This is a genomic window from Bradyrhizobium sp. SZCCHNR1093, from assembly GCF_032381175.1.
Lineage (GTDB): Bacteria > Pseudomonadota > Alphaproteobacteria > Rhizobiales > Xanthobacteraceae > Bradyrhizobium.
Map to the genome: position 1 here is coordinate 37,191 of NZ_JAUHJJ010000002.1, position 25,945 is coordinate 63,135.

Genomic DNA, 25,945 nt, shown 5'->3' on the forward strand with positions numbered 1-25,945 from the left:
AAAGATCAATCCCGACGGAACACGATCGAGGCCATCCATCCCGTCATCAGTGCCATCGCGGCGGTGACGAGACCATAGACGAAGCCGTTCTGCCGCGCTGAGTTCGCGACGAACTGCTCGAAGCCGACCTTGACGATCTCGAACGCGGTCTCGGTCTTGGTGACCAGCGCGCCGTCGGCGAGCAGCTTGATCTCGACCTCATAGGTGCCGATCGGCACCGCAGCGGGCAGAGGGATGCCGGTACGGAACAGGGTCGGCGTCAGGAGGGTCACCGCGGACGTGTCCTCGCGATACAGGCCGTGCTGCGACTGCAGTCGCACGAAAGCGCTACGGAACGCGTCGTTCGGGACCACGTCGGCATAGTCGGGACCGACGCGCTGGGTCAGCAGCACGTTGTTGAGTCCGAGCTGCTGCCGGCGCAGCACCTCGGGCGCGGCCATCGTGTCGAACGGGCGGTTGGCGAACAGCGCCAGATAGCCGGGCACTTTGAGGAACTGGCGCGAGTCGGTGTTGATCCAGATGCCGAACTTCCGCTCCTTGCGCCGCGTCACCATGTCGGCGCGCGGGCCCCGGACGGTGACGACGAGGTCATAGGCGGTGCGGCCCGGTGGGGTCTGGACGTCCTTCTCGACCGAGCCGAACAGCACCAGCTCCTCGCCGGAATAGTTCGGCGTCACCGTCACGCGATGGTTGGAGACCGAGACGATCAGCCGCTCGGCGCGCGCCGATGCGGCGCCGGCAAGCAGCAGCATGAAGGTGAGGCTGGCGAGGCGGAGCGGCGTCATCGGCTGATCTCGGTCTCGCGGATCGTGAACAGGTCGTCGGGCTTGATCACGAGCTCGATCGCGAACCGGATGCCGACGGCGAGGATCAGCAGGCCGAGCAGCAGCCGCAGCTGCTCGCCGCGGATCATCTGGCCGGCGCGGGCCCCGAACTGCGCGCCGGTGACGCCGCCGACCATCAGGATCAGCGCCAGCACGGCGTCGACCAGATGATTGCTCATCGCGTGCAGCATGGTCGCGATCATCATGGTCGCGAGCGTCAGGACCATCGAGGTGCCGATGACGGTCGAGGTCGGCACGCGCAGCAGGTAGATCAACAAGGGCACCAGAATGAAGCCGCCGCCGATGCCCATCACGGCGCCGAGGAAGCCGATGATGAGGCCGATGGCGATCACCGGAATGACGGAGACATAGATCTTCGAGCGCTTGAAGCGCATCTTCAGCGGCAGGCCATGGATCCAGACATGGCTGCCCGGACGCCGTACGGTCGCGACCGCGCCCTGGCGCGCGCGCATCATCGCCCGCAGACCCTCCCAGAACATCGTGCCGCCGACGCTCGTCAGCAGGGCGACATAGGACAGCGCGATCATCAGATCGAGTTGGCCGAGCGAACGCAACAGGGTGAAGGTGGCGACGCCGAGCCCGGTGCCGAGCGCGCCGCCGATCATCAACACCGAGGCCAGCGAGGGATCGATCGCGCGCCGCCGCCAATAGGACAGCGCGCCGGAGAACGAGGAGGCGGCGATGTGGCTGGAGACCGAGGCGACCGCGACCGCGGGCGTGATGCCGACGAAGATCAGGAGCGGCGTCATCAGGAACCCGCCGCCGATGCCGAACATGCCGGAGACGAAGCCGACGGCCGCGCCCATCGCCAGCAACAGGAAGATGTTGACCGGGATGTCGGCGATCGGAAGATAAATCTGCATCGGCGCGGCCTCTGCGAACCTTCGAGCGAGCATCCCGCGCATGCGAAGCAGGACGCCGGGCTCCTGCATAACCGAAAATGGGAGCGAAGGGATCAGTCATTCCCGCCCAAAGTGATATCCACCGGCGCCGAGCGTGGGGGTCTGGGCGCTCCGTCAGAGGGCCTTGAGCGGCGCGGTCACCAGCCTCATGGCCTCGGCATCGCTCGGATCGAGCCAGCGGATCTCGCGGGTCTGCGACATCGCCTCGATGACCTGCGACGATACGCCCATGCGTGTCATATAGCCGAGGATGGCGCCGGTCACGCGCTGGGTGTCGGCGACCGCGTCGGCGCCACGGGCCTCCGACGTGAAGCGGTGCACGCCGAGCGCCGAGCCATCGAGGCCATAGCGGGTCTGCCCGCCGGCAAAGGCGAACACGCAGGCGCTGGCGCAGAAGCCCGGACGGATGCGGCCGGAATTGTCGGCCACGCCGACGGCGGTGGCGAGTCCGTGAGCGCGGATGATCTCGCCCATCAGCACTCCCTGGTCGAGGTTGCCGCCGGGCGAGGACAGCAGGATCAGGTCGCCCGGCTTGAGATGGGCCTCGCTGATCCGCTCGCGCAGCCAGCCGGCCGCCGCGGGTCCGATGTGGCCGCTGACGGCGAGCACGGTGCGCCTGTCGCCCAGCCCGGCAAGCGCGGGGTCGGCGACCAGCGCCGCCGACAGACTCGGCGAGATGTACTGATCCTTCCAGAACGACCAGGCGTCGGGTCGCGACAGGTCGCGGTAGGCGCGAATGCCCCCGCCGAGTAGGATTGCAACGAAGAAAATGACGGAAGCCAGCCGACGCCATCGGAACGCCGCAGGATAGCCGTCGGTCACTTGCTGGATTGGTTGGCGAGGAGGCGGAGCGGGGGCGACGTTCGCCGTGGTCCGCGGCGGCACGCGGGGGCCCGTCGGCGACTGCAGGAAGCGCGCGCCGTCGTGTTGTTCGTTCCCCGCTGACACGCGTCGATGCTCCCTCGCGGCGCTCGTGATGATCCGCCGCGACAACCTATATCGATCGACCGCGCGACACTATGGCGGCGCGATCGCAAGCCGGGAGGATTTTGCAGGCCGCGCGCGAGCGCTCGTCAGCCTGCCCAGAGAAATGCCCTCGTCAGCGCAGCGCCGTCGCAGCCGCGCGCTTCGCCAGCGCCGCCTTGGCCGCGGCTGCCTTGGCGATCGCCTGCGTGCCATCCCAGCCGCCGGCGGGTGCCGGCACATTCACGGCGTCGTCGGGCTGCGGTTCGACCGTGAAGGTCTGGATCGCGAGCTTGGCCGCGGCGAGCGACTGGACATCGAGCCGCTTGGCGACATCGTCGCGCTTGCGCCCGGCATCGACGTCACCCTGCGCTGCGGCCAGGGTGAACCATTTGTAGGACTCGGCGAGGTTCTGTTCGACGCCGATGCCACGGGCATAGAGAATGCCGAGGTTGAACTGGCTGTCGGCGACGCCGCGCTCGGCGGCCTTGCGGAACCATTGCGAGGCGCTCTTGTAGTTCGCGCCCTTGCCGCCGCCGTCGGCATCCAGCACGGCGAGATTGTGCATCGCCTTGGCGCTGCCGCGCTCGGCGGCGACGACGTAGTAGCGGCGGGCGATGTCGGCGTCCTTCTTCACGCCGAGACCCTTCTCGTAGAAGGTGCCGAGACGGAAGACCGCCGGGATCAGCCCCGCCTGTGCCGCGCGGTCATACCACTTCGCGGCTTCCTCATAGTTCGCCGCGACACCCTTGCCCTCGGCAAAGCGCACGCCGACCTCGTAGGCGGCGGTCGGATCACCCTTCAGAGCGGCGTTGCGCAGCGCCAGTCCGCCGATGGCATCGGGCAGCTTCTCGGAGGCGGGCACCTGCACCAGACCGAGCTTCTGGCCGTTGGCGGCGGTTGGGATCGTGCCGGTGACATCAGTGGGGACGGCAGCGGGTACCGTGGCCGGCTTTTCGACGTCCTGCGGGATCGCGAGCATCGCGATCGTCTCCGCTTCGCTCGGCATGGCCCGGTTGTAGGACTGACGGTCGATCGGCGTCGGCGACGTCAACGACGGCACGCTCTGGTCGGGCGTCGTCGGCCGCGGCGACAGGCCCGGCGAGGCCGACGGCATCTGCGCCCGGGGCGCCTCGCCCTGGGTTTCCATCGGCGAGATCGGCGGCGGCGTGCTGCCGCTGTCGAGCAGCGACATCGCAAATTTGAAGGTGCCGAGCACGATCACCACGACGCTGGCACCGACCAGCAGCGAACGGATCTTCGACCCGATGGTCGAGACCTCCTCGTCACCCTCAGCGGTGAGAGCGAACGTCGGCTTGTCCTTGGGTTTGGCCTTGGGCTTGGCGACGTCGCTGGCGACTTCCTTGACGACGTCCTTGGGCGGCTCCTTGGCCTTCTCCTTCGGCTTGTCCTTCTTCGCCTTCTTGGCGTCAACGGGCTGTGCAGCCGCCGCGGCCTGCGCCGCGCGGCGCGCAGCCGCGATGAAGCTCGACGTCGACACCGGCTCCCGCTTGCCGGCGGGAAGCTCGCTCAGCGCATCCTCGGACGCGGCGATCCGCTCGGCGGGCGATGCGGTCCGGCCAGGCGGACGGGTGCCCGGTTCGAGCGGATGATCCGGTGGCAGCTCGGGGACGATGATGGTCGCACGGGGCGCCTGTGCCGCGTGCGGCTCCAGGATGTCGGCGATTGCTTTCGGCGGAATCGGCGGCGGCATGGCAGCCGCCGGCGCCTGAGCGGCGTGGAAGTCGCGCGAGGCGGCCGCGAACGCCTGTTGACCCGCGGCCGGAGCGACAATCTGTCCCGCTGGCTGCTCGGCCGCCGGATTGGGCAGCTCCGGCCGGTAGGCAGGCTCTGGCCTGGCCGGCTCGGCATGGGCCTGGGGCGCCGGCGCGCGTGCAGCCGGCATCGGCGACTCGATTGGCGGTGCCAGCGGCGGCAGCGCGGCCGGCGGGCCCGCGGTGGCGCGCACATTGCGCAGGTCGCCTTCGATCATGGCGAGGCGGTCGACGACGTGCCCCAGCGTGTTGTGGACGGCCTCGAGCGAGTCCTGGGTGTTGCGGTCGGTCTCGGTCTGGCTGAAGCGGATGTCGGACAGCTCGCGCTTGACCATGTCGATCAGGCCGCCGTCCTGCGACGTTTCGCGCTGCGACCGGCTCTCCGCCAGCGCTGCGAATGTCGCCTGCTGCCGTTCGAGATAGCGCAGGATGTCCTGCAGGCCGTCCTCGACGCGGGTCATGTTGCCGCCGCGCGGGTCGTTGGCGGCCTCGAGCCGCTCCAGCAGATAGCTGATCCGCTGTTCGAGATGGGTGATCGCCGATGAGCCGTCGTTGCCGACCTGCAGGCGGTCGATGCGGTCGGACAGGCCGCGCAGCGCGTCCTCGATCTGGGCGGTGTTGTCGCGCGCTGCCGGCGGCGGCTCGCGGCTCTCCAGCGTCGAGGTCAGCGCGGCGATGCGCTGTTCGAGCGCCGCAAAGGAATCATGGAACGACTCGTGATTGTCGCGCGCCTGCGTGACCTGGTCGACCTTCGACGACAGCTGCCGAAGATCGTCCGACAGCCGTTCCAGGGCGTCGTTGGAGGCGACATTGGCGACGATCGCACGCAGCGCCGCGATGGCGCTTTCGAGCTGCTGCACGGTGCCGGGGTCGTCGTTGGCGCGCAGGATCAGGTCGAGCTTGGCGCCGAGATTGCGGATCGCCTCGTCATAGACGGCGAGCTGCTCGGCAGGCTTCAGCGAGCCGACGACCTCGCGGATGTCGGTCAGCGCGCGCTCGATCCCGGCCAGTGCCTGGCCGTCGACGCCGGTGTTGCGGTTCTCGTCGATGCGGCGCGACAGCGAGCGAATCTCATTCTCGATCGACTCGATCGCCCGGCGCGGCATCGCCTCGGTGATGGCGTGACGAATCTCGGAGAGCTCGTTGCGGAAGCCGGCGATCGACTGCTCGATGCCGTCCTCGGGGCGATGCAGCGCCTCGATCTGGCTCGTGATCTTCAGCAGATGGCGTTCGAGCAGCGAGAAATCGGGCGTGGGGGCTGCCGGTTGCGGCGGCGTCAGCGGCGCGCTGATCGGGGTCATCAGCGGCGCTGCTGCGGATGCCATGGCAGGCGCGGTCGGCGGCGCCTGGTGCGGCGGCAGCGGGCGCGCATTGTCGAGCTCGCTCTGGCGGGCGCTGATCTCGGCGACGGCCACGTCGAACGAACCCGCGCTGAGCGGCTGGGCGGGCCGGTAGAGCTGTGCGGCGGCGCGCTCGACGCCGTCAGGACCACGATAGCGGTCTTCGGTGTCCGGCTTGCGCAGCGGCGTCGAGATCTGTGACAGGCGGGCGTCGAGCCGCGAGATCGCATCGTTCAGCTGACGCGCGACGCCCTGCTCGTCGCGTGGCGCATCCTTGCGCGCGACGGGGCGCGACATCTGCTCGATCTGCCGTGCGATGGAGTCGAGCCGCTGGTGGATGTCGGTCACCTCGCGGGCATCGCGGCTGACGGTCGGCGTGCTGCGCGGCGCGTGGCTGCCACGGAAGTCGGGCGGGGTAGATGCGCCGAGCGTGGAGTTGATCCAGTCGTTCAGCGTCATGCCGGCGCGTTGCGCCGCGGCCTCGGCCCTTTCACGGACGGACGGGTCGATGCCTTCATTACTCCACGGTACGCGCGAATTCATGTCTCGTCCGGTTCCGCTTCCAGCGCTCCACCAAGCGCCTCCAGCCTCCCCACGCGTCCCGGACATGAACATGAACGGGTCCGCGCAGATCGTCTGCTCCAGGTCCCGACTTTTGACTTTTACGGTAAATAACGCGTTAAGTTTACCGCCGGCGCGGCCAGAAGTTTTGCCCTATCAAACGGCGGGTATCAGCCGGCATTTTCACGTGATGATGGGTCGAGCGGCCGCACGCTGCTCGCGCCGGATATCGTCGACAGCGCGGTGATCGCTTCCTCGCACCATTCCGCCACCATGCGTTCGTGGCGCAGGCCGAGACGCAGGTTGAGGAGCTTGCCCATATCGGCCGGGGCCACGTTGCCGTCCGCATAATGCTTCTTGAGGATGCGATCGTAGCGCTCGGCGCGGTCGCGATGATGCTCGAGCCGCGCCATCAGGTCCGCCCGGATCGGCCCGATGTCGGCGGCGCCCAGTGCATAGAGCCGGACGAGAAGATCGTCCTTCGTCGAGGCCGGCGTGCTCGGCCGCGCCGCCCAGCTGCGAAACGCCGCGCGGCCCTCCGCGGTCAATGTGTACACCAGCTTGTTGGGCTTGCCGGTCTGCACCACCTCGCGACCCTGGATGTAGCCGCGGTCGCGCAGCCGCGACAGCTCGCGGTAGATCTGCTGGTGGTCCGTCTTCCAGAAGAAGCCGATCGAGGAATCGAACGTCTTGGCGAGCTCGTAGCCCGTCATCGGATGTTCGGTGAGGCAGGCGAGGATGGCGTCGCCGAGGGCCATGGCCGGAAACTGCTCCCGTTTTTCTGATCGTGTTCTGCCCCGCTCCACGCTTGACATTATGCACACTGGCGCATATGCGTCAATGCGCATATGGGGTGGTTGTGGTGCTGGCCTGTTCCGCCCCGAGGAGACGCCCAATGACAATGACCGGCCTCGATGGATGGTACGGCTACATGAGGTCTCACGATCTCGGCGCTTTGCGGGAGCTGCTGCATCCCGACGCCGTGTTCGAAAGTCCCGTCGTGCACACGCCGCAACGCGGCCGCGACATCACCTTCAAATATCTCGCGAGTGCTGAGAAAGTCTTAGGCGGTCCCGGATTCAAGTATGTCGGGGAGTGGCGTAACGCCACGGGCGCCGTGCTCGAATTCGAGAACGAGATCGAAGGCATCAAGCTCAATGGCGTCGACATCATCACTTTCGATGACGCCGGTCGGATTACTCACTTCAAGGTGATGGTGCGCCCGCTCAAGGCGATCAATTTGCTGCACCGCCTTATGGGCGAACAGCTGGCCGCGATGAGCAAGCCGTCGTGATGTGACCGACAGCCGCAAACGAATGGCTGCCGCAAGCTCTTAGAAGTCGCTACAGTCCGCGGCCAGCATTGCCTGCCGCGTCCTCACAATTTCAGTCTGAAACTTCAGCCTTCCTGCCGGAGACGCCGATGCCGATCTACAAAGCCCCCGTGGAAGATGTCACCTTCCTGCTCAACGACGTGTTCCAGATCGACCGCTACGACAATCTGCCGGGCTTCTCCGATGCCTCGGCCGATGTCCGCGAGGCGATCCTCGGCGAGGCCGCCAAGCTCGCCGAAGAGGTGCTGCACCCCCTGAATCGCGTGGGCGATCTCGAAGGCTGCAAGCGCCATGACGACGGCAGCGTGACCACGCCGAAGGGCTTCAAGGAGGCCTACAAGCAGATCGTCGAGGGCGGCTGGCTCGGCCTGTCGGCGCCGACCGAATATGGCGGGCAGGGCCTGCCGGTGACCTTGAGCCAGACCGTCAACGAATTCCAGTGCTCTGCCAACATGGCGTTCTCGATGTATGGCGGCCTCACCATGGGCGCCACCGCCGCGCTGATCGTGCATGGCAACGAGGAGCAGAAGAAGACCTACGTGCCGAAGATGGTGGCCGGCGAGTGGACCGGCACCATGAACCTCACCGAGCCGCATTGCGGCACCGATCTCGGTCTCTTGCGCACCAAGGCGGTGCGTCAGCCCGACGGCAGCTTCAAGATTTCCGGCACCAAGATCTTCATCTCGGCCGGCGAGCATGACCTCGCGGACAACATCATCCACCTCGTGCTTGCCCGCATCGAAGGTGCACCGGCCGGCATCAAGGGCGTGTCGCTGTTCGTGGTGCCGAAATTCATGGTCAATCCGGACGGCACGGTGGGCGCGCGCAACGGCGTCACCTGCGGCTCGATCGAGCACAAGATGGGCATCCATGGGAACTCGACCTGTGTGATGAACTACGACAACGCCACCGGCTGGCTGATCGGCGAAGAGAACAAGGGCATGCAGGGCATGTTCGTGATGATGAACGAGGCCCGGCTCGGCGTCGCCGTGCAGGGGCTCGCGCAGTCCGAGGTCGCCTATCAGAACGCGGTCGCCTATGCGCGCGAGCGCATCCAGGGCCGCTCGCTGACTGGGCCCAAGGCGCCCGACAAGGCGGCCGATCCGATCATCGTGCATCCCGACGTGCGCCGCACCCTGCTGTCGATCCGCGCCTTCAACGAGGCCGCGCGCGCCATGGTCGTCTGGACCTCGCTGAAGAGCGACGTCGCGCACCGCTCGCAGGACCCGAAGGACCGCCAGGCCGCCGACGACCACATGGGCCTGATGACCCCGGTCATGAAGGGCTACATGACCGACATGGGCTTCGCCAACGCGGTGCAGGCGCAGCAGATGTATGGCGGCCACGGCTACATCGCCGAGCACGGCATGGAGCAGTTCGTGCGCGATGCCCGCATCGCGATGATCTACGAGGGCGCCAACGGCATCCAGGCGCTCGACCTCGTCGGCCGCAAGCTGCCGCGCGACGGCGGCCGCGCCGTGATGGCGTTCTTCGCCGAGGTCGGCTCCTTCGCCAAGGAGCAGGGCGGCAATGATGCGATGAAGCCGTTCGTCGCTCCGTTGTCGACCGCGCTCGGCCATCTGCAGCAGGCCACGACCTGGCTGATGCAGAACGCGATGACCAAGCCGGACAATGCCGGCGCCGCCGCGACGGACTACATGCATCTCTTCGCGCTGGTCACCTTCGGCTACATGTGGGCGAAGATGGCCAAGGTCGCGCAGGACAAGATTGCGGCCGGCGACAGCTCGACCTATCTGACCACGAAGCTGGTCACGGGCCGCTTCTTCATGGAGCGCGTGCTGCCCGAGACGGCGGCCCATCTCGCGCGCCTGCAGACCGGCTGCGCGACCGTGATGGAGCTGCCGGCGGAAGCCTTCTGATGCTGCGGCGGTAGCCGGTGCGCCGCTCGCGCGCCGGCTACCGTCGAACACCAACGACAACGAATCCGATCAGATGAGGAGGGCGTGATGCCTGAGGCCTTTATCTACGACCACGTGCGTACCCCCCGCGGCCGCGGCAAATCCGATGGCAGCCTGCATGAGGTGACCGCGCTCGCGCTCGCCACGGTGCCTTTGAAGGCGCTCAAGGACCGCAACAACATTCCCGAGGACGCGGTCGATGACGTCGTGCTCGGCGTGGTCGATCCGGTCGGCGAGGCCGGCTCGGACATCGCGCGTTTCGCCGCGCTGAATGCGGGTCTCGGCGACGCCGTCCCGGGCATTCAGATCAGCCGCTTCTGCGCCTCCGGCCTCGACGCCGTGAATTTCGCCGCCGCGCAGATCATGAGCGGCCAGCATGAGCTGGTCATCGGCGGCGGCGCGGAGTCGATGAGCCGCGTCGGCATCGGCGCCTCCGGCGGCGCCTGGCCGATGGACCCGTCGATGGCGGTGCCGGCCTACTTCATGCCGCAGGGTGTCTCCGCCGATCTGATCGCGACGAAGTACGGCTTCTCGCGCGACGACGTCGACGCCTACGCGGTGCAGAGCCAGCAGCGCGCGGCGAAGTCCTGGGAGGAAGGCCGCTTCGACAAGTCTGTCGTTCCGGTCAAGGACATCAACGGCCTGACCATCCTCGCCAAGGACGAGCACATGCGACCGTCGACGACGATGCAGTCGCTGGCGCAGCTGCAGCCGTCATTCGCGGCCATGGCGCAGATGGGCGGCTTCGATGCGGTGGCGATCCAGTCGCATCCGGAGATCGAGCGCGTCAACTACGTGCATCACGCCGGCAACTCCTCGGGCATCGTCGACGGCGCCGGCGCGGTGCTGCTCGGCACCAAGGAGGCCGGGGCGAAGTATGGCATGAAGCCGCGCGCGAAAATCCGCGCCTTCGCCAATATTGGATCCGAGCCGGCGATGATGCTGACCGGCCCGGTCGACGTCACCGAGAAGCTGTTCGAGCGCTCCGGCATGAAGACCTCGGACATCGACCTGTTCGAGCTCAACGAGGCGTTCGCCTCGGTCGTGCTGCGCTACATGCAGGCGTTCGAGATCGACAAGGACAGGATCAACGTCAATGGCGGCGCGATCGCGCTCGGCCATCCGCTCGGCGCCACCGGCGCGATGATCCTGGGCACCGTGCTCGACGAGCTCGAGCGCACCGGTAAGGCCACCGCGCTGGTCACGCTGTGCATCGGCGGCGGCATGGGCACCGCGACCATCATCGAGCGGGTGTGACGAACCCCTAACGTAGGGTGGGCAAAGCGAAGCGTGCCCACCATCGTCTTCATCGACACCGTCGGTGGGCACGGCGCAAGGGCGCCTTTGCCCACCCTACGATCGCAGGATTTTTTGCCGCGCCGACCGGCTGCAGGCACGAGGGAGCACCACATGGCCTTCAAGAACTTCAAGCTCGAAACCGATGCCGACGGCATTGCGCTGATCACCTGGGACATCCCGGGACGTTCGATGAACGTGCTGGACGAGACCTCGGCGATCGAACTCGAGACCATCGTCAAGGAGACCACTGCTGACGCCGCCATCAAGGGCGTCGTCATCACCTCGGCCAAGGAGGCGTTCTGCGCCGGCGCCGACCTGTCCATGCTCGAGGGCATGAACCGCTCCTATGCCGAGGTGCTGAAGGGCAAGGGCGAGGAAGCCGCCAACCAGATGCTGTTCGACAACAGCCGGCGCTTCTCGCAGATCTACCGGGCTATGGAAACGTCGGGCAAACCGTGGGTCGCCGCGATCAACGGCCTCGCGCTCGGCGGCGGCTTCGAGCTGACCTTGGCCTGCCATCACCGCGTCGCGGCCGAGAACCCGAAGACCCGTCTCGGCCTGCCCGAGATCAAGGTCGGCCTGTTCCCCGGCGCCGGCGGCACCCAGCGCGTGCCGCGCATCGTGCAGCCGCAGGACGCGATGAACCTGCTGTTGAAGGGCGAGGCGCTGACGCTCGACAAGGCCAAGGCCTTGAAGCTGGTCGACGCCATCGTTCCGGCGGCTGACCTCATCAAGGCCGCCAAGGACTGGATCAAGGGCGGCGGCAAGGCCGTTCAGCCGTGGGACGAGAAGGGCTTCAAGCTGCCGGGCGGCCCGGTGTTCTCGAAGAACGGCATGATGATGTTCCCGGCCGGCAACGCCATCTACCGCCGCGAGACCTACGACAACTATCCGGCCGCGCGCGCGATCATGAGCTGCGTCTATGAGGGCCTGCAGTTGCCGATCGACGCCGCGCTGCGCGTCGAGTCGCGCTACTTCGCCCACATCCTGCGCTCCAAGGAAGCCGCAGCGATGATCCGCAGCCTGTTCCTGTCGATGCAGGAGTTGAACAAGGGCGCGCGTCGTCCGGCCGACGTGCCGCCAAGCAAGCTGAAGAAGATCGCCGTGATCGGCGCCGGCTTCATGGGCGCATCCGTCGGCTACGTCTCGGCGCGCGGTGGCCTCGAGGTCGTGCTGATCGACCGCGACCAGGAGAGCGCCGACAAGGGCAAGGCGCATGCCCAGAGCGTGGTCGATGGTCTGGTCAAGAAGGGCCGCGCCAAGCCGGGCGAGGCGGAGGCGATCATGGGCCGCATCACCGCGACCGCCGACTACGCCGCGCTGAAGGATTGCGACCTGGTCATCGAGGCCGTGTTCGAGGACCGCAAGGTCAAGGCCGAGACCTACGCCAAGGCGCAGCAGCATCTGAAGGACGGCGCGATCTTCGCCTCCAACACCTCGACCTTGCCGATCACCTCGCTGGCCGAGGAGTTCAAGGACCAGGGCCGCTTCATCGGCATCCACTTCTTCTCGCCGGTCGAGAAGATGATGCTGGTCGAGATCATCATGGGCAAGGCCACCGGCGACGTCGCGCTGGCGACCGCGCTCGACTATGTCCGCACCATCGGCAAGACGCCCATCGTGGTCAACGACTCCCGCGGCTTCTTCGCCAACCGCTGCGTGATGCGCTACATCGCCGAGGGCAACGAGATGTTCCTCGAAGGCGTGCCGCCGGCGATGATCGAGAACGCGGCCAAGATGGCCGGCATGCCGGTTGGCCCGCTGTCGCTGTCGGACGAGGTCGCGCTCGATCTCGGCCTCAAGATCATGAAGGCGACCGAGCACGATCTCGGGCCCAACGCGATCAACCAGGACCACAAGAAGCTGATGGTCGAGCTGGTCGAGAAGCAGGGTCGCTTCGGCCGCAAGAACGCCAAGGGCTTTTACGACTATCCCGAGAAGGGCAAGGGTCAGAAGAGCCTGTGGCCGGATCTCGCCAAGCTCCAGCCCAAGCATCTCGATCCCGACACGCTCGACGTCGAGGAGCTGAAGCAGCGCTTCCTGGTGGTGCAGGCGGTGGAGGCTGCGCGCACCGTCGAGGACCACGTCATCACCGACGTGCGCGAGGCCGATGTCGGCTCGATCCTCGGTTTCGGCTTCGCGCCGTTCACCGGCGGCACGCTGTCCTACATCGACTTCATGGGCACGAAGAAGTTCGTCGAGCTGTGCCACAAGTTCACAGAGAAGTACGGCTCGCGCTTCGCCCCGCCGAAGCTGCTGGAAGAGATGGCCGCCAAGGGCGAAACCTTCTACGGCCGCTTTCCGCCGAAGAAGGCGGCGGCTTGACGATTGCGGGCTGCCTGATGAGTCTCGATAGCACCGCATCGACGGTGCGCTCCCCTCCCCCTTGCGGGGAGGGGTCGGGGGTGGGGGTCTCAGGAAAAGGTCTCACAGTCCTGGAGACATCCCTCGCTGCGCCGGCCTTTTTATCACGAGCGTAGTCTGCAGAGGGGATAGCGTCCGTCCTGCGTTCTCGCGGTCGCGATGGAGCACGCAGGTCGGTGGACTCAGCGGGAGTCATCGTGTGGACCCCCACCCCCGACCCCTCCCCGCAAGGGGGAGGGGAGCTCACCGGCTTCGTGGCGTCGCAATCGCTTCGTAAGAAGCAAACCCTCACCCCGCCTTCATCAGCCCTTCCTTCGTCAGCGCCTCCTGCACCTTCGGCCGCGCGGCGACGCGGTTCTTGTAGGCCACCAGATTCGGCATCGCCGACAGGTCGAACTTCATCCGGTCCGCCCAGGTCAGGATGGTGAACAGATAGCCGTCGGCGACCGTGAACTGCTGGCCCATCAGATAGTCGTGGCCGGCAAGCTGGCCGTCGATATATTTGAACTTGCCCATCACGCGGTCCTTGAAGAACGCCTTGGCGTCGTCGGCGAGCACCGGCGAGAACATCGGGCTGAAATTCTTGTGCAGCTCCGAGGTGATGAAGTTCAGCCACTCCAAGAGCTTGTAGCGCTCGCCGCTGTCGCGCGCCGGGGCGAGGTTCTTGGTCGCCGCCCGGTCGGCGATCATCTGGACGATGACCGGGCCTTCGGTCACGATCTCGCCGCTCGGCAACCCGAGCGCCGGCACCTGGCCCTTCGGATTGACCTTGAGGTAATCGTCGCCATTTTCCAGGGTCTTGGCGCGCAGATCGACCTTGACGAGATCGTAGGGCAGGCCGGCCTCGAGCAGGGCGATGTGGGGCGAGAGCGAGCAGGCGCCGGGTGAATAATAAAGCTTCATTGGGTATTCCCTCCGTGAGACCATCGTCGTGGTTGGAACCGATCGCGGCGTCACACCCGCCCTTACATGCACTTGCATGGAATAGTCAAGATTGATGCAGGTGCATCGAATGCGCTAGAACGAGGACCTGAAGGATACGAGCCGGCCCATGAAACGCAAACCATCGACCGAGGCGACCGCCGCCTGGATCCGCCTGATGCGGGTCCAGAGCCGGGTGCTGGACTGCGTCGAGCAGGAGCTGAAGAAGGCCGGTTTTCCGCCGCTCGCCTGGTATGATGCGCTGCTGGAGCTGTCCCGGGCCCCCGCGGGCGAGCTGCGCCCGGTCGAGCTCGAGCGGCAGATGCTGATCCCGCAATATTCCACTTCCCGGCTGATCGACCGGCTGGTCGAAGAAGGTCTGGTCGTCCGGCGCGAATGCAAGATGGACAAGCGCGGCCAGTTCGTCGAGATCACCGAGGCCGGACGCGAACTGCAGAAGCGGATGTGGTCGGCCTATTCCGCCGCGATCGAGAAGCATGTCGGCTCCAAGCTGTCGGATACCGACGCCGCCAAGCTTTGCATGCTGCTGGATCGGCTTGGCTGCTCCTGTGGTCAGGCCGCTCCGTTGGCGGCTGGAGAGGGCGCGGCGACCCGATGAAGCATCCGTTCCCATTCACATCCGCGGCCCCCTGGGGTCCGCGGCCCTTCCTGTCACCACGCGCGACCCTCGAAGCGCTTCTGAACCGAGACTCCCATGGCGCGTGACCAGATCGATATGACCCCGCTGCAGTCGCGCGACGAACTGGTGGCGTGGCTCGCGGCCGGCGTGAAGCCGCCGTCCGCCTTCCGCATCGGGACCGAGCACGAGAAGACGCCGTTCACGCTCGACGGTCACCGCCCGGTCCCTTACGAGGGTGCGCGCGGCATCGGCGCGCTGCTCGAAGGCATGAAGCTCCTGCTCGGCTGGGAGCCGATCATGGAGCGCGGCAACATCATCGGGCTCTATGATGTCACCGGTGGCGGCGCCATCTCGCTGGAGCCGGGCGGCCAGTTCGAGCTGTCGGGCGCGCCGGTCGAGACCGTGCACCAGACGCATGCGGAACTGATGGCGCATCTGGCGCAGGTACGCGAGATCGCAACTCCGCTCGGCATCGGCTTTCTCGGCTTGGGCATGACGCCGTCCTGGTCGCGCGCCGAAATTCCGGTGATGCCCAAGGGCCGCTACAAGATCATGACCAGCTACATGCCGAAGGTCGGCCGTTACGGCCTCGACATGATGTACCGGACCTGCACCGTGCAGACCAATCTCGACTTCTCCTCCGAAGCCGACATGGTCAAGAAGCTCAGGGTCTCGGTGGCGCTGCAGCCGATCGCGACCGCGCTGTTCGCCAATTCGCCATTCACCGAAGGCAAGCCGAACGGCTTCCTGTCGTTCCGCTCCGAGATCTGGCGCGACACTGACAATCAGCGCTCGGGCATGATCCCGTGGGCGTTCGAGGATGGCATGGGCTTCGAGCGCTGGGTCGACTACGCGCTCGATGTTCCCATGTATTTCGTGAAACGCGAGGAGGCCTATATCGACGTCTCCGGCACCTCGTTCCGCGACTTCTTCGAAGGCAAGAACCCGGCGATGCCGGGCGAGCGTCCGACGCTGTCGGATTGGGCCAATCACCTCTCGACGATCTTCCCGGAGGTGCGCCTGAAGCGCTATCTGGAAATGCGCGGTGCCGACGGTGTGCCGTGGGGCCGGCTGCCGGCGCTGCCGGCGTTCTGGGTCGGCCTGCTCTACGATGACGTCAGCCTCGACGCGGCCTGGGACCTGGTCAAGACCTGGACCGCGTTCGAGCGCCAGAACCTGCGCGACGACGTGCCGCGCCTCGGCTTCAAGGCGCGTATCCGCAATCGCTACGTGTTCGAGATCGCCAAGGAATGCCTGACCCTGGCGCATCTCGGCCTGCGCCGGCGCGGTCGCATCGACCATCTCGGCCGCGACGAGAGCCGTTATCTCGAGCCGCTCGATCAGATCATCGATTGCGGCCGCTCGCCTGCCGAGGAGATGCTGGAGAAGTTCGACGGCCCGTGGGGCGGCTCGGTCGAGCCGGCCTACGACGAATATGCGTTCTGATCGGAACGGCTGAGCCTGCGACCGTCGCAGGTTCGCTGCGCCGCCTGCTCCACGTTGAGGCGGCTGGCGGCTTGGGTCCGCTGTTTTTTGTTGCGATTTGTGTCCCAGGTTCGATTCAGCGCCTGGGCGCCGCTGCGTTGCCTTCCGCTGCTCCCACCGGTCCGAGCCGTTCATCCGCCATACAGGTTCGTGGCGATCAAATGACTGCCTAAAAACTCGCAAGAAAACTCGAACATTAACAATGGGTCGGATGGTTCAGCGGCGGCGCGTGGGGCGCTTCATCGGGGCATGGCTGAGGGCACTGGCGTGCCTGTTCGCGGCTGCGTGCCTGACGCCGGCTTCAGCCCAGACCTATTCCGATCGTCCCGGCGGCGACTACATGAGCGCGCCGATCACCTCCGGCGACCCGGCCGATTGCGCGCTGCTGTGCGAGCACGACCGGCGGTGCCGCGCCTGGAGCTTCAACTATCCGACCGTGATGGAAGCGGGTGCGGTGTGCTGGCTCAAGAACAGCGTGCCGGCGCGCGTGCCGGACAATTGCTGCGTTTCCGGCGTGCGTGGCGCGGGCGTCGTCGAGATCCGCAACGATGCGGTCGAGACGTCGATCGACCGTCCCGGCGGCGACTACCGCAGCTTCGACATCAAGACCACCGATCTGAAGGGCGGCGACAAGGCCGAGAAGGCCGCCGACAAGGGCGACAAGAGCAGCGGTGACAAGGCGGCGGACAAGAAGGAAGAGAAGGCCGCCGACGCCGAGGAGATCTGCAAGGCCGCCTGCACCGGCGACAACAAATGCCGGGCCTGGACCTTCTCGCGGCCCGGCTATGCCGGCAAGGAGGCGCATTGCTTCCTGAAGAAGGAGATCAAGCCGCCGCGGCGCCGCGCGGGGTTCACGTCAGGCGTGGTGCGATAGCGCGGGGCGACGAGGGCCGCTATTTTGCGGGCCGGCTATGGGACGGCAAACGAAGATGCCTGCGTCCCTGTCGTTTCACGTGTTGGTCCAACAATGTTAGTCTTCCGCGACGATCACGGTGATCTCAGGCCACAGTGCCTTCCAACGTTCCGCCTTGGCGATGTAGTTCGTCGCCGAGAAATTGGCCGTGTGGTTCGGCCGCACGATCATCTGCGCGATGTCACCGAGGCCCTTGGGCGCATAGAGCTCATATCCATCGGCGACGGGGCGGAGCCCGACCTGCGTGTTGACGGTGAGAAACCGGTCGATTCCATCGGTTGATCGCGACACGGCGGAGTAGGGACGACCGTGCTTGGCGGGATACCAGAGATGGACGCGGGCCTGGTTGCGCACCTCCACCTTGGCTTCGATGTCATGGAGGCAGGATGTGATGCGCCGGATGACGGCGTCCTCAGCATCCCACGACGTATCCGGATCGAAATAGAAGATGTCGTAGTCGTTGATGCCGTGATCGATCGGACGGCCGGTCCGCACGTTCCAGACGCTCTGAGTCAGGCAGCCGGCGACGACCCAGGCATCGGGCACGGCCGTTTCACGCAGCACGCGCATGATCGCGGTGTTGACGGGGTTGCGCAGCGCGGCTGCGATGAAATCGTCTTTGGTCATGATGGTCGAAGGCATCAGAACATGGGTGCCGTCGGCACGTTCAATACACGAGATGGAGAACGGCGTGCAGCCCGTTTCAGCCGCGATCGAACACGGCTACGGCTCTCCTTGACGCCAGGGCCCGCCACTGCCGGCGCAACAGCGGCTCTGCGTCGGCGCGCTTCGCCTTCGACAGGCGCAGCAACACGATCGGATAGTCGCGGTAGTGATCGGTGAAATAGAACAGCCTTGGGCGCGTCTCGACCAGCATCGCGCGTTCGTCCGGCGGCACGCCCGGAAGGACGAGGCTGTCCCCGTCCTCCTTCAGCCGCGCCAGCATCTTCTTGCGCACCTTCAGCGCGGGCGTCCCGTAGGACGTGCCGTCCTCGACCTCCGGCCATGTCAGCGCAAGCGCCCTGACATCGTCGAAGGTCACGGCCGCGGTCCGCTCAGCGCACCGCGGTGAAGAAGCGATCCAGCCGGAAGCCCGACAGCCAGGCCCAGACCGGCTGGTTCTTGAAGCCGAGGTCCCAGGAGCCGACCACCGCATCGGCGCGGCCCACGAGGTTGTCGATCGGCAGCAGGCCAACGCCGCCGTCGCGCAAGGCAACGCGGCTGTCGGCGGAGTTGTCGCGGTTATCGCCGAGCACGAACAGCTTGCCGGGCGGAACGGTCACCTCCGGGGTGTTGTCGAGCCGGCCGTTGTCGCGCATCTTGAAGATCAAATGCGACACGCCGTTCGGCAGCGTCTCGACGTAACGATAGGCCGGCTCGTTGCGGCCGGTGTCGTCCTCGGCATCGCCGATGCCGTCCGGCTTCAGCGCGGCTGCCTGGCCGTTGATGTAGAGCTGGCCCTGGCGCATCTGGATGCGGTCGCCGGGCAGGCCGACGACGCGCTTGACCCAGGCCTGCGAGTTGTCGCCCGGCCAGCGGAACACGACGACGTCGCCGCGCTTCGGCGTCTCGCCGAACAGGCGTCCCGTCTCCGGCAGCGTGATCTGCATCGGCAGCGACGAGGTGCCGTAGCCATAGGGGAATTTCGACGCCAGCAGGGCGTCGCCGATCATCAGGGTCGGCTCCATCGAGCCGGACGGCACGTAGAACGGCTCGGCGATCGCGCCCTTGGCGACGAACACCACCATCACCACGGCGGCGAGTTGCGCAAGCTGACCGCCCCAAGTGGTTTCCTTACGCACGGCCTTGGTTCCGATCTTGCTCGTGGACATCTTGTCGAGGCTCATCGGCCCGTGCCTCCAACGGTGATGCGATCCATGCGAAGCGTCGGCTGACCGACGCCGACCGGCACGCCCTGGCCGTTCTTGCCGCAGGTGCCGATGCCGGTATCGAGCGACAGATCGTTGCCGATCATGCTGATGCGGTTCAAATCCGTCGGGCCGTTGCCGATCAGCATCGCGCCCTTCACCGGCGCACCGACCTTGCCGTTCTCGATCCTGTAGGCCTCGGTGCACTGGAAGACGTATTTGCCCGAGGTGATGTCGACCTGGCCGCCGCCGAAATTGACGGCATAGATGCCGTTCTTGACGGATGCGATGATTTCGGCCGGGTCGTGCTCGCCGGCCAGCATGTAGGTGTTGGTCATGCGCGGCATCGGCACATGTGCGTAGCCCTGGCGGCGGCCGTTGCCGGTCGGCGCCATGTTCATCAGCCGCGCGTTCTGGCGGTCCTGCATGTAGCCGACGAGAATGCCGTCCTCGATCAGCAAGGTACGGCTGGTCGGCGTGCCCTCGTCGTCGATCGACAGCGAGCCGCGGCGCGAGGCCATGGTGCCGTCGTCGACCACGGTGACGCCCTTGGCGGCGACCGGCTTGCCCAGCAGTCCGGCAAAGGCCGAGGTCTTCTTGCGGTTGAAGTCGCCCTCGAGGCCGTGGCCGACGGCCTCGTGCAGCATCACGCCGGGCCAGCCGGCCCCTAACACGACGTCCATCTCGCCGGCGGGGGCGGGGACAGACTCCAGGTTGACCAGCGCCTCGCGCAGCGCGCCGTCGGCGGCCTCGCGCCACGCCTTGGTCTCGATGAAGCGCGCATAGGCCTCGCGGCCGCCATAGCCCTTGCCGCCGCTCTCCTGGCGATCACCCTGGCCGGCGACGACGGAGATGTTCACGCGCACCAGCGGGCGGATGTCGCGATAGCTCTCGCCGTCGGGCCGCAGGATCTCCACGACCTGCCAGGTCGCGCCCAGGCTCACCGTCACCTGGCGCACGCGCGGATCCTTGTCGCGCAGATACGCGTCGATCTCGCCGAGCAGCTTGACCTTGGTTTCGAAGCCCGGGGCGTCCAGCGGATTGTCGTCGCCATAGAGCCGGACGTTGGTGTGCGGCGGTGCGCTCGCGAACGTGCCGGAATAGCCGCCCCTGACCGCGCTCACCGCATCGGCGGCGCGCATCAGAGCCGGCAGCGACACGTCGGAGGAATGGGCATAGCCGACCGCGTCGTCCTTCACCGCGCGCAGGCCGAAGCCCTGACTGGTGTCGTAGGTCGCCTGCTTCAGCCGGCCATTGTCGAAGGTCAGCGCCTCGGTCTGGCTGTATTCGAAGAACAATTCGCCGTCATCGGCACCGGCCAGGCCGCGCGCGACCTCGCTCCGGACCGCATCGCGATCCAGATTGGCGCGCTCGAGCAGGGAAGTGGTGGGAGCAGTCATGTTTCAATCCGTTGTCGGAGCGTTCATTCCAAGATAGTTGTTTTGACGCCGGGGCGCGAGGGGCTGGATGATTACCGAACTGACATGGTTGAGATCGTTCCCATCACGTCCGCTCACATCGAGAGCTTCCACCGCACGCTCGATCATGTCGCGCGCGAGCGGCGCTATTTGTCGTTCGTGCAGGCGCCGCCGCTGGAGTCCACGCGCGCCTTCATTCTGAACAACATCCACGAGGGATATCCGCAATTCGTCGCTCTCTCGGCCGGGGAGGTGGTCGGCTGGTGCGATGTGACGCCCAAATCGGGGCCAATCGATGCCCGGATCGGGGTGCTCGGCATGGGCCTAATGCCGCAGTTCCGGCACCAGGGCCTCGGCAGGCGACTGATGGCGGCGGCGCTCGAGGCCGCGCGGGCGGCCGGCTTCTCGCGTGTCGAGCTCACGGTCTACCGCAGCAACACCAACGCTATCCGGCTGTACCAGAAGGCCGGATTCCTGCTCAAGGCGGTGCAGCCGCGGGAGCCTGGCGATGACGGGTTCGACAAGACCCTGCTGGTGATGGCGCTGGCGCTCGACGGCCCGCGCTGAGGCCGCGGCGCGCGCATTCAGACGCGCGAACTCACGGCTCGATCACGGCATCGTGCGCGGGAGGGGCCTGTCAATCGTGGCCAACGTCAGGGCAGCTTGTCGAAGCCTTCGGCCAGTCCGTTGAGGCTCAGCGGGAAGCCGATCCCTTCCTCCGGCGTCTCGAAGATGATGAAGGTCGCGGTCTTGGCCGTCTTGAGCTGGCCGAGCAGCTTGTCCTCCAGCACCACCTCGGCGACGCAGCCATTGGGCAGGCAGCGCACGAAGCCGGCGCGGCCGACGTCCTGGTTGTCGAGCTTCAGGCCGAGGCCGGAGGGCAGCAGCACGCCGAGCGGCGCCACCACCCGCATCAGCCGGCTCTTCTGGTCGGCGGTCTTCAGCATGATCACGGTGAGGCCGGCATTGGAGCGGTCCTCGGCCACGACGCTCTGGATCAGCGCGCACTGCTCGCTCTGCGCGCCCGGCGGCGTGTCGCAGCGGATCTGCCAGTCGCCATGCACCGAGCGCACCGCGCCCTGTGCCAACGCCGCGTGCGGCACGCCGACCACCGTCGCGGCCATCAGCGCGATCGCCGTTGCTGCGGCGGAGGTCATTGCGGCGACATGCGTGAGTCGCGCACGCACCGCGCTGAATCGGTACAAACGGCGCGAGTCATTCGCAGCTGGGGTCGGCATGTCAGCTGTCCTGTCCGTTGAAACCCTGATCCGGGTCGGTGCCATGACAATTTCCTGTGGGTGATCTGCGCGTCCGACGCCATGATACGGCAATGATGGCGTCTTGAGGACAGCGTCACCGGCGTACGGCACGAAACGATACCAAATATGGCCGCACCCCGGTGGGCGCTGCCGCTGCGCCTCGCCGAATCAGCCTCGCAAACGGCCGTGTCCCGTTTGCCTACATCGCGCCGCACGCCTGTCAAGCGCCCGTTGCCCGCGAAATCACGGCGTGCGGCAATCTCCCGGAAAATACGCTTGTCGCGACGAACAGCGCGGCGCGCGATATCCGGCGCAAGACTGCATTGCGATAGATCAAGAATTATGGTTTGAGAAGAAAGATTTCGTCATTCCAGTGAACTGGCCCAGGTGCTTTTCTATGCATCCGCCCGAAGGCCATTTGTCAGGAGAGCGGATCGAACGGCGCGCCGCCGCGTGAAGCGGGCGGTGCGCTGAGGGGGAAAGTTCTGAAGGGAGCGCGACGGCATGAAGATGTCGAAAGGCCAATTGAGCGCCTTGCTGGGGTTGGCTGTAACGGGCATGACGCTCGTGTCGGGTGGAGCGGCGTTTGCTGAAACGGGGCAGCCGGCGCCATGGGAAGTCAAGCTGCAGGAGGCTGCGACGCCGGTGATGGAGAACATCACCTGGTTCCACGGCCTGCTGCTGACGATCATCACCATCATCACGCTGTTCGTGCTGGCGCTGCTGATCGCCGTGGTGGTCAAGTTCAACGCGCGCGCCAATCCGGTGCCGTCGCGGACCACGCACAACACGCTGCTCGAAGTGGCGTGGACGCTGATCCCGGTGCTGATCCTCGTCACCATTGCGGTGCCGTCGTTCCGCCTGCTGTTCCTCGAGCTCGACGTGCCGAAGGCCGACCTCACGATCAAGGCGACCGGCAAGCAGTGGTACTGGAGCTACGCCTATCCCGACAACGGCAAGTTCGAGTTCGACTCGCTGATGGTGCAGGACAAGAAGCCGCGCCTGCTGGCGGTCGACAATGAGATGGTCGTGCCGGTCAACAAGGTGATTCGCGTCCAGACCACCGGCGCCGACGTCATCCACTCCTTCGCCGTGCCGTCCTTCGGCATCAAGATCGACGCCATTCCCGGCCGCCTCAACGAGACCTGGTTCAAGGCGACCAAGGTCGGCATGTATTACGGCCAGTGCTCCGAGCTGTGCGGCAAGGACCACGCCTACATGCCGATCGCGGTGCGCGTCGTGAGCGACCAGGAATTCACCGCCTGGGTCGAGGACGCCAAGAAGAAGTACGCCAGCGCGCCCGCGAGCACCTACGCGTCGGCTGCGGGCATATCGCAGTAGCGCGCGGGGACGAGCGCTTAGGATTGAGGGCCGCCTCGCGCGGCCTACGGGGACACTGAGGATTGGACAATGGCGACGAACGCGACGACCCTGACCGGCCATGACGATCACGCGCACGACCATCCGACCGGATGGCGCCGCTGGATCTATTCGACCAACCACAAAGACATCGGCACGATGTATCTGATCTTCGCGGTGTGCGCCGGCATCATCGGCCTCGTCATGTCGGTCGCGATCCGCATCGAGCTGATGTATCCGGGCGTGCAGTTCTTTCACGAGAACCACACCTACAACGTGTTCGTGACCTCGCACGGCCTGATCATGATCTTCTTCATGGTCATGCCGGCGATGATCGGCGGCTTCGGCAACTGGATGGTGCCGCTGATGATCGGTGCGCCGGACATGGCGTTCCCGCGCATGAACAACATCTCGTTCTGGCTGCTGCCGGCCTCGTTCGCGCTGCTGCTGACCTCGACCTTCGTCGAGGGCGAGCCCGGCGCCAACGGCGTCGGCGCCGGCTGGACGATGTATGTGCCGCTGTCGACCTCGGGTCATCCGGGACCGGCGGTGGATTTCGCGATCCTGTCGCTGCATCTCGCCGGTGCGTCGTCGATCCTCGGCTCGATCAACTTCATCACCACGATCTTCAACATGCGTGCGCCGGGCATGACCCTGCACAAGATGCCGCTGTTCGTGTGGTCGATCCTGGTGACGGTGTTCCTGTTGCTGCTGTCGCTGCCGGTGCTCGCCGGCGCCATCACCATGATGCTGACCGACCGCAATTTCGGCACCACCTTCTTCGATCCGGCCGGCGGCGGCGACCCGCTGCTGTTCCAGCATCTGTTCTGGTTCTTCGGCCATCCGGAAGTGTACATCCTGATCCTGCCCGGCTTCGGCATGATCAGTCAGATCGTGTCGACCTTCTCGCGCAAGCCCGTGTTCGGCTATCTCGGCATGGCCTACGCCATGGTCGCGATCGGCGGCATCGGCTTCGTGGTGTGGGCGCACCACATGTACACGGTCGGCATGTCCTCGGCGACGCAGGCCTATTTCGTCGCCGCCACCATGGTGATCGCGGTGCCCACCGGCGTGAAGATCTTCTCCTGGATCGCCACGATGTGGGGCGGCTCGATCGAATTCCGCGCGCCGATGCTGTGGGCGGTGGGCTTCATCTTCCTGTTCACGGTCGGCGGCGTCACCGGCGTCGTGCTGGCGAATGCCGGCGTCGACCGCGTGCTGCAGGACACCTATTACGTCGTCGCGCACTTCCACTACGTGCTGTCGCTCGGCGCCGTGTTCGCCATCTTCGCGGGCTGGTACTACTGGTTCCCGAAGATGTTCGGCTACATGTACAACGAGACGATCGCGAAGGCGCACTTCTGGGTCACCTTCGTCGGCGTCAACCTGGTGTTCTTCCCGCAGCACTTCCTCGGCCTGTCGGGCATGCCGCGCCGCTACATCGACTATCCCGATGCCTATGCCGGCTGGAATCTGGTGTCGTCGATCGGCTCCTACATCTCGGCCTTCGGCGTGCTGATCTTCATCTACGGGGTCGTCGACGCCTTCATGCGCAAGCAGCAGGCGGCGAACAATCCGTGGGGACCGGGCGCGACGACCTTGGAATGGACCCTGTCCTCGCCGCCGCCGTTCCACCAGTTCGAGGTGCTGCCGAAGGTGCAGTGAGTCCGATCTCTCCGACGCGGCGCCCATCCGGCGCCGCGTCGATATCCGCCGGTGGTGCGCCCGATGGTTTGCCGGATGGAGTCTTGAATCGAGGTTCTGGCGCGCCCTGCGTCAGAGCCGTTTGAATTGAAGCCTGTGAATTGAAGTCTGGATTCGTCGTGTCGGTCATCGATCAGAACGCCATTGCCGTCGGCCCGCGGATTTCCGAGGCCGATGTCGGCGATTATCTCGCGCTCCTGAAGCCGCGGGTGATGTCGCTCGTGATCTTCACGGCGTTGATCGGCCTGCTGATCGCCCCGGGCCATTTCCACCCGGTGCTCGCCATCACCTCGCTGCTGTGCATCGCGGTCGGGGCCGGGGCCTCCGGGGCGCTGAACATGGCGCTGGAAGGCGACATCGACTCGCTGATGTCGCGCACCGCCAACCGCCCGATCCCGCGCGGCCGCGTCACCCGCCAGGAGGCCCTCGCCTTCGGCATCACGCTGTCGTTCTTCTCGGTGCTGACGCTGGGCATCCTCGTCAACTGGTTCGCCGGCGCGCTGCTCGCCTTCACCATCTTCTTCTACGTCGTGATCTACACGCTGTGGCTGAAGCGCTGGACCGCGCAGAACATCGTCATTGGCGGCGCCGCCGGCGCCCTGCCGCCGGTGGTCGCCTGGGTTTCGGCCACCGGATCGATCGCGCCGGAGCCGCTCTGGCTGTTCCTGATCATCTTCTTCTGGACCCCGCCGCATTTCTGGGCGCTGGCGCTGTTCCGCAGCGACGATTACGCCCGCGCCGGCGTGCCGATGCTGCCGGTGGTCGCCGGCCCCGATGCGACCCGGCTGCAGATCCTGCTCTACACGATCGTGCTGGTGGCGGTCGCGCTGGCGCCCTGGCCGCTCGGCTATTTCGATGCCGTCTACGGCGTGGTCTCGCTCGCGCTCGGCGCCGGCATGCTGTGGCTGGCGATCGGGGTGTTCCGCAAGCGCGAGCGCATCGCCTCGCTGCGCGCCAACCGCAGGCTGTTCGCCTTTTCGATCCTGTATCTGTTCGCGCTGTTCGCGACGCTCGGGCTCGAAGCGGTCGCGCGCATGATCGCGCCGCTGATCTGGTAAGAGGCGCGAGACTGGAAAA

General features: G+C 66.2%; 22 protein-coding genes. 11 read left to right on the forward strand and 11 right to left on the reverse strand.

Annotation, left to right across the window (positions count from 1 at the left end; translation table 11 throughout):
• Positions 1 to 5 precede the first annotated feature (5 nt).
• The 5 genes from QX070_RS05795 to QX070_RS05815 all read right to left on the reverse strand — a co-directional run bounded on the left by QX070_RS05795 (position 6) and on the right by QX070_RS05815 (position 7,144).
• Positions 6 to 785, reverse strand: coding sequence for a TIGR02186 family protein (locus QX070_RS05795; protein ID WP_315735834.1), 780 nt, complete (start codon positions 783 to 785; stop codon positions 6 to 8).
• Positions 782 to 1,708, reverse strand: coding sequence for a sulfite exporter TauE/SafE family protein (locus QX070_RS05800; protein ID WP_315735837.1), 927 nt, complete (start codon positions 1,706 to 1,708; stop codon positions 782 to 784). The genes QX070_RS05795 and QX070_RS05800 overlap by 4 nt, the downstream gene beginning before the upstream one ends.
• 153 nt (positions 1,709 to 1,861) lie before the next feature.
• Entirely contained in the window at positions 1,862 to 2,695 is an 834-nt protein-coding gene (locus QX070_RS05805) for a hypothetical protein (RefSeq protein WP_315735839.1), read from the reverse strand.
• 151 nt (positions 2,696 to 2,846) lie between these two features.
• Positions 2,847 to 6,368, reverse strand: coding sequence for a hypothetical protein (locus QX070_RS05810; protein WP_315735841.1), 3,522 nt, complete (start codon positions 6,366 to 6,368; stop codon positions 2,847 to 2,849).
• A gap of 188 nt (positions 6,369 to 6,556) precedes the next feature.
• Positions 6,557 to 7,144, reverse strand: a complete 588-nt coding sequence (locus tag QX070_RS05815; RefSeq protein WP_315717938.1) for a PadR family transcriptional regulator — start codon at positions 7,142 to 7,144, stop codon at positions 6,557 to 6,559.
• A gap of 137 nt (positions 7,145 to 7,281) precedes the next feature.
• Between QX070_RS05815 and QX070_RS05820 the strand changes: the two genes are divergently transcribed.
• The 4 genes from QX070_RS05820 (at position 7,282) to QX070_RS05835 (ending at position 13,262) form a co-directional block, all read left to right on the forward strand.
• Positions 7,282 to 7,680 carry a nuclear transport factor 2 family protein gene (locus QX070_RS05820; protein WP_315735843.1) on the forward strand — a complete coding sequence of 133 codons (399 nt, stop codon included), beginning with the start codon at positions 7,282 to 7,284 and terminating at the stop codon, positions 7,678 to 7,680.
• A 128-nt stretch (positions 7,681 to 7,808) separates the two neighbouring features.
• A complete protein-coding gene (locus tag QX070_RS05825; RefSeq protein ID WP_315735845.1) occupies positions 7,809 to 9,599 on the forward strand; it encodes an acyl-CoA dehydrogenase C-terminal domain-containing protein in 1,791 nt (596 codons plus the stop codon).
• 87 nt (positions 9,600 to 9,686) lie between these two features.
• The gene (locus QX070_RS05830) at positions 9,687 to 10,895 is read left to right on the forward strand and encodes an acetyl-CoA C-acetyltransferase (RefSeq protein ID WP_315735847.1); all 1,209 of its coding nucleotides are present in this window, start codon (positions 9,687 to 9,689) and stop codon (positions 10,893 to 10,895) included.
• A 153-nt stretch (positions 10,896 to 11,048) separates the two neighbouring features.
• Complete coding sequence (locus QX070_RS05835) at positions 11,049 to 13,262, forward strand: 3-hydroxyacyl-CoA dehydrogenase NAD-binding domain-containing protein (RefSeq protein WP_315735850.1); 2,214 nt, start codon at positions 11,049 to 11,051, stop codon at positions 13,260 to 13,262.
• A gap of 327 nt (positions 13,263 to 13,589) precedes the next feature.
• Here the strand turns inward: QX070_RS05835 and gstA are convergent, their stop codons facing one another.
• The gene (gene gstA / locus QX070_RS05840; protein ID WP_315735852.1) at positions 13,590 to 14,204 is read right to left on the reverse strand and encodes a glutathione transferase GstA; all 615 of its coding nucleotides are present in this window, start codon (positions 14,202 to 14,204) and stop codon (positions 13,590 to 13,592) included.
• A 148-nt stretch (positions 14,205 to 14,352) separates the two neighbouring features.
• Between gstA and QX070_RS05845 the strand changes: the two genes are divergently transcribed.
• The 3 genes from QX070_RS05845 to QX070_RS05855 all read left to right on the forward strand — a co-directional run bounded on the left by QX070_RS05845 (position 14,353) and on the right by QX070_RS05855 (position 17,221).
• Complete coding sequence (locus QX070_RS05845) at positions 14,353 to 14,841, forward strand: helix-turn-helix domain-containing protein (RefSeq protein ID WP_315735855.1); 489 nt, start codon at positions 14,353 to 14,355, stop codon at positions 14,839 to 14,841.
• Positions 14,842 to 14,937: 96 nt separating this feature from the next.
• Complete coding sequence (locus tag QX070_RS05850) at positions 14,938 to 16,308, forward strand: glutamate--cysteine ligase (RefSeq protein WP_315735857.1); 1,371 nt, start codon at positions 14,938 to 14,940, stop codon at positions 16,306 to 16,308.
• Positions 16,309 to 16,558: 250 nt separating this feature from the next.
• A complete protein-coding gene (locus QX070_RS05855) occupies positions 16,559 to 17,221 on the forward strand; it encodes a PAN domain-containing protein (protein ID WP_315737005.1) in 663 nt (220 codons plus the stop codon).
• 96 nt (positions 17,222 to 17,317) lie between these two features.
• Here the strand turns inward: QX070_RS05855 and QX070_RS05860 are convergent, their stop codons facing one another.
• The 4 genes from QX070_RS05860 to tldD form a co-directional block, all read right to left on the reverse strand.
• On the reverse strand, positions 17,318 to 17,887 hold the full coding sequence (locus tag QX070_RS05860) for a nucleotidyltransferase family protein (protein WP_315735859.1): 570 nt from the start codon (positions 17,885 to 17,887) through the stop codon (positions 17,318 to 17,320).
• A gap of 76 nt (positions 17,888 to 17,963) precedes the next feature.
• A complete protein-coding gene (locus QX070_RS05865; protein ID WP_315735861.1) occupies positions 17,964 to 18,302 on the reverse strand; it encodes an MmcQ/YjbR family DNA-binding protein in 339 nt (112 codons plus the stop codon).
• 13 nt (positions 18,303 to 18,315) lie between these two features.
• The gene (gene lepB / locus QX070_RS05870; RefSeq protein ID WP_315735863.1) at positions 18,316 to 19,107 is read right to left on the reverse strand and encodes a signal peptidase I; all 792 of its coding nucleotides are present in this window, start codon (positions 19,105 to 19,107) and stop codon (positions 18,316 to 18,318) included.
• On the reverse strand, positions 19,104 to 20,528 hold the full coding sequence (gene tldD / locus QX070_RS05875; protein ID WP_315735865.1) for a metalloprotease TldD: 1,425 nt from the start codon (positions 20,526 to 20,528) through the stop codon (positions 19,104 to 19,106). Before tldD ends, lepB begins: the two co-directional genes overlap by 4 nt.
• Positions 20,529 to 20,612: 84 nt before the next feature.
• Here tldD and QX070_RS05880 point away from each other — a divergent pair, with 84 nt between their 5' ends.
• Entirely contained in the window at positions 20,613 to 21,113 is a 501-nt protein-coding gene (locus QX070_RS05880) for a GNAT family N-acetyltransferase (RefSeq protein WP_315735867.1), read from the forward strand.
• Between the two features lie 86 nt (positions 21,114 to 21,199).
• On the opposite strand, the gene QX070_RS05885 is transcribed toward QX070_RS05880, so the two are convergent.
• A complete protein-coding gene (locus QX070_RS05885) occupies positions 21,200 to 21,829 on the reverse strand; it encodes an invasion associated locus B family protein (RefSeq protein ID WP_315735869.1) in 630 nt (209 codons plus the stop codon).
• A 480-nt stretch (positions 21,830 to 22,309) separates the two neighbouring features.
• Here QX070_RS05885 and coxB point away from each other — a divergent pair, with 480 nt between their 5' ends.
• The 3 genes from coxB (at position 22,310) to QX070_RS05900 (ending at position 25,926) form a co-directional block, all read left to right on the forward strand.
• Positions 22,310 to 23,146, forward strand: coding sequence for a cytochrome c oxidase subunit II (gene coxB, locus QX070_RS05890; protein ID WP_315735871.1), 837 nt, complete (start codon positions 22,310 to 22,312; stop codon positions 23,144 to 23,146).
• A gap of 69 nt (positions 23,147 to 23,215) precedes the next feature.
• A complete protein-coding gene (ctaD, locus tag QX070_RS05895) occupies positions 23,216 to 24,829 on the forward strand; it encodes a cytochrome c oxidase subunit I (RefSeq protein WP_315735873.1) in 1,614 nt (537 codons plus the stop codon).
• A gap of 158 nt (positions 24,830 to 24,987) precedes the next feature.
• Positions 24,988 to 25,926 carry a heme o synthase gene (locus tag QX070_RS05900; RefSeq protein ID WP_315735875.1) on the forward strand — a complete coding sequence of 313 codons (939 nt, stop codon included), beginning with the start codon at positions 24,988 to 24,990 and terminating at the stop codon, positions 25,924 to 25,926.
• Positions 25,927 to 25,945 lie beyond the last annotated feature (19 nt).

Coding starts and splice junctions, on each gene's coding strand:
- gstA (WP_315735852.1), bottom strand. CDS start 14,204: ATGAAGCTTTATTATTCACCCGGCGCCTGCTCGCTCTCGCCCCACATC.
- QX070_RS05835 (WP_315735850.1), top strand. CDS start 11,049: ATGGCCTTCAAGAACTTCAAGCTCGAAACCGATGCCGACGGCATTGCG.
- QX070_RS05845 (WP_315735855.1), top strand. CDS start 14,353: ATGAAACGCAAACCATCGACCGAGGCGACCGCCGCCTGGATCCGCCTG.
- tldD (WP_315735865.1), bottom strand. CDS start 20,528: ATGACTGCTCCCACCACTTCCCTGCTCGAGCGCGCCAATCTGGATCGC.
- QX070_RS05800 (WP_315735837.1), bottom strand. CDS start 1,708: ATGCAGATTTATCTTCCGATCGCCGACATCCCGGTCAACATCTTCCTG.
- QX070_RS05795 (WP_315735834.1), bottom strand. CDS start 785: ATGACGCCGCTCCGCCTCGCCAGCCTCACCTTCATGCTGCTGCTTGCC.
- QX070_RS05830 (WP_315735847.1), top strand. CDS start 9,687: ATGCCTGAGGCCTTTATCTACGACCACGTGCGTACCCCCCGCGGCCGC.
- QX070_RS05820 (WP_315735843.1), top strand. CDS start 7,282: ATGACAATGACCGGCCTCGATGGATGGTACGGCTACATGAGGTCTCAC.
- QX070_RS05860 (WP_315735859.1), bottom strand. CDS start 17,887: ATGACCAAAGACGATTTCATCGCAGCCGCGCTGCGCAACCCCGTCAAC.
- lepB (WP_315735863.1), bottom strand. CDS start 19,107: ATGAGCCTCGACAAGATGTCCACGAGCAAGATCGGAACCAAGGCCGTG.
- coxB (WP_315735871.1), top strand. CDS start 22,310: ATGAAGATGTCGAAAGGCCAATTGAGCGCCTTGCTGGGGTTGGCTGTA.
- QX070_RS05855 (WP_315737005.1), top strand. CDS start 16,559: ATGGTTCAGCGGCGGCGCGTGGGGCGCTTCATCGGGGCATGGCTGAGG.
- QX070_RS05850 (WP_315735857.1), top strand. CDS start 14,938: ATGGCGCGTGACCAGATCGATATGACCCCGCTGCAGTCGCGCGACGAA.
- QX070_RS05825 (WP_315735845.1), top strand. CDS start 7,809: ATGCCGATCTACAAAGCCCCCGTGGAAGATGTCACCTTCCTGCTCAAC.
- QX070_RS05885 (WP_315735869.1), bottom strand. CDS start 21,829: ATGGCACCGACCCGGATCAGGGTTTCAACGGACAGGACAGCTGACATG.
- QX070_RS05880 (WP_315735867.1), top strand. CDS start 20,613: ATGGTTGAGATCGTTCCCATCACGTCCGCTCACATCGAGAGCTTCCAC.
- ctaD (WP_315735873.1), top strand. CDS start 23,216: ATGGCGACGAACGCGACGACCCTGACCGGCCATGACGATCACGCGCAC.
- QX070_RS05815 (WP_315717938.1), bottom strand. CDS start 7,144: ATGGCCCTCGGCGACGCCATCCTCGCCTGCCTCACCGAACATCCGATG.
- QX070_RS05810 (WP_315735841.1), bottom strand. CDS start 6,368: ATGAATTCGCGCGTACCGTGGAGTAATGAAGGCATCGACCCGTCCGTC.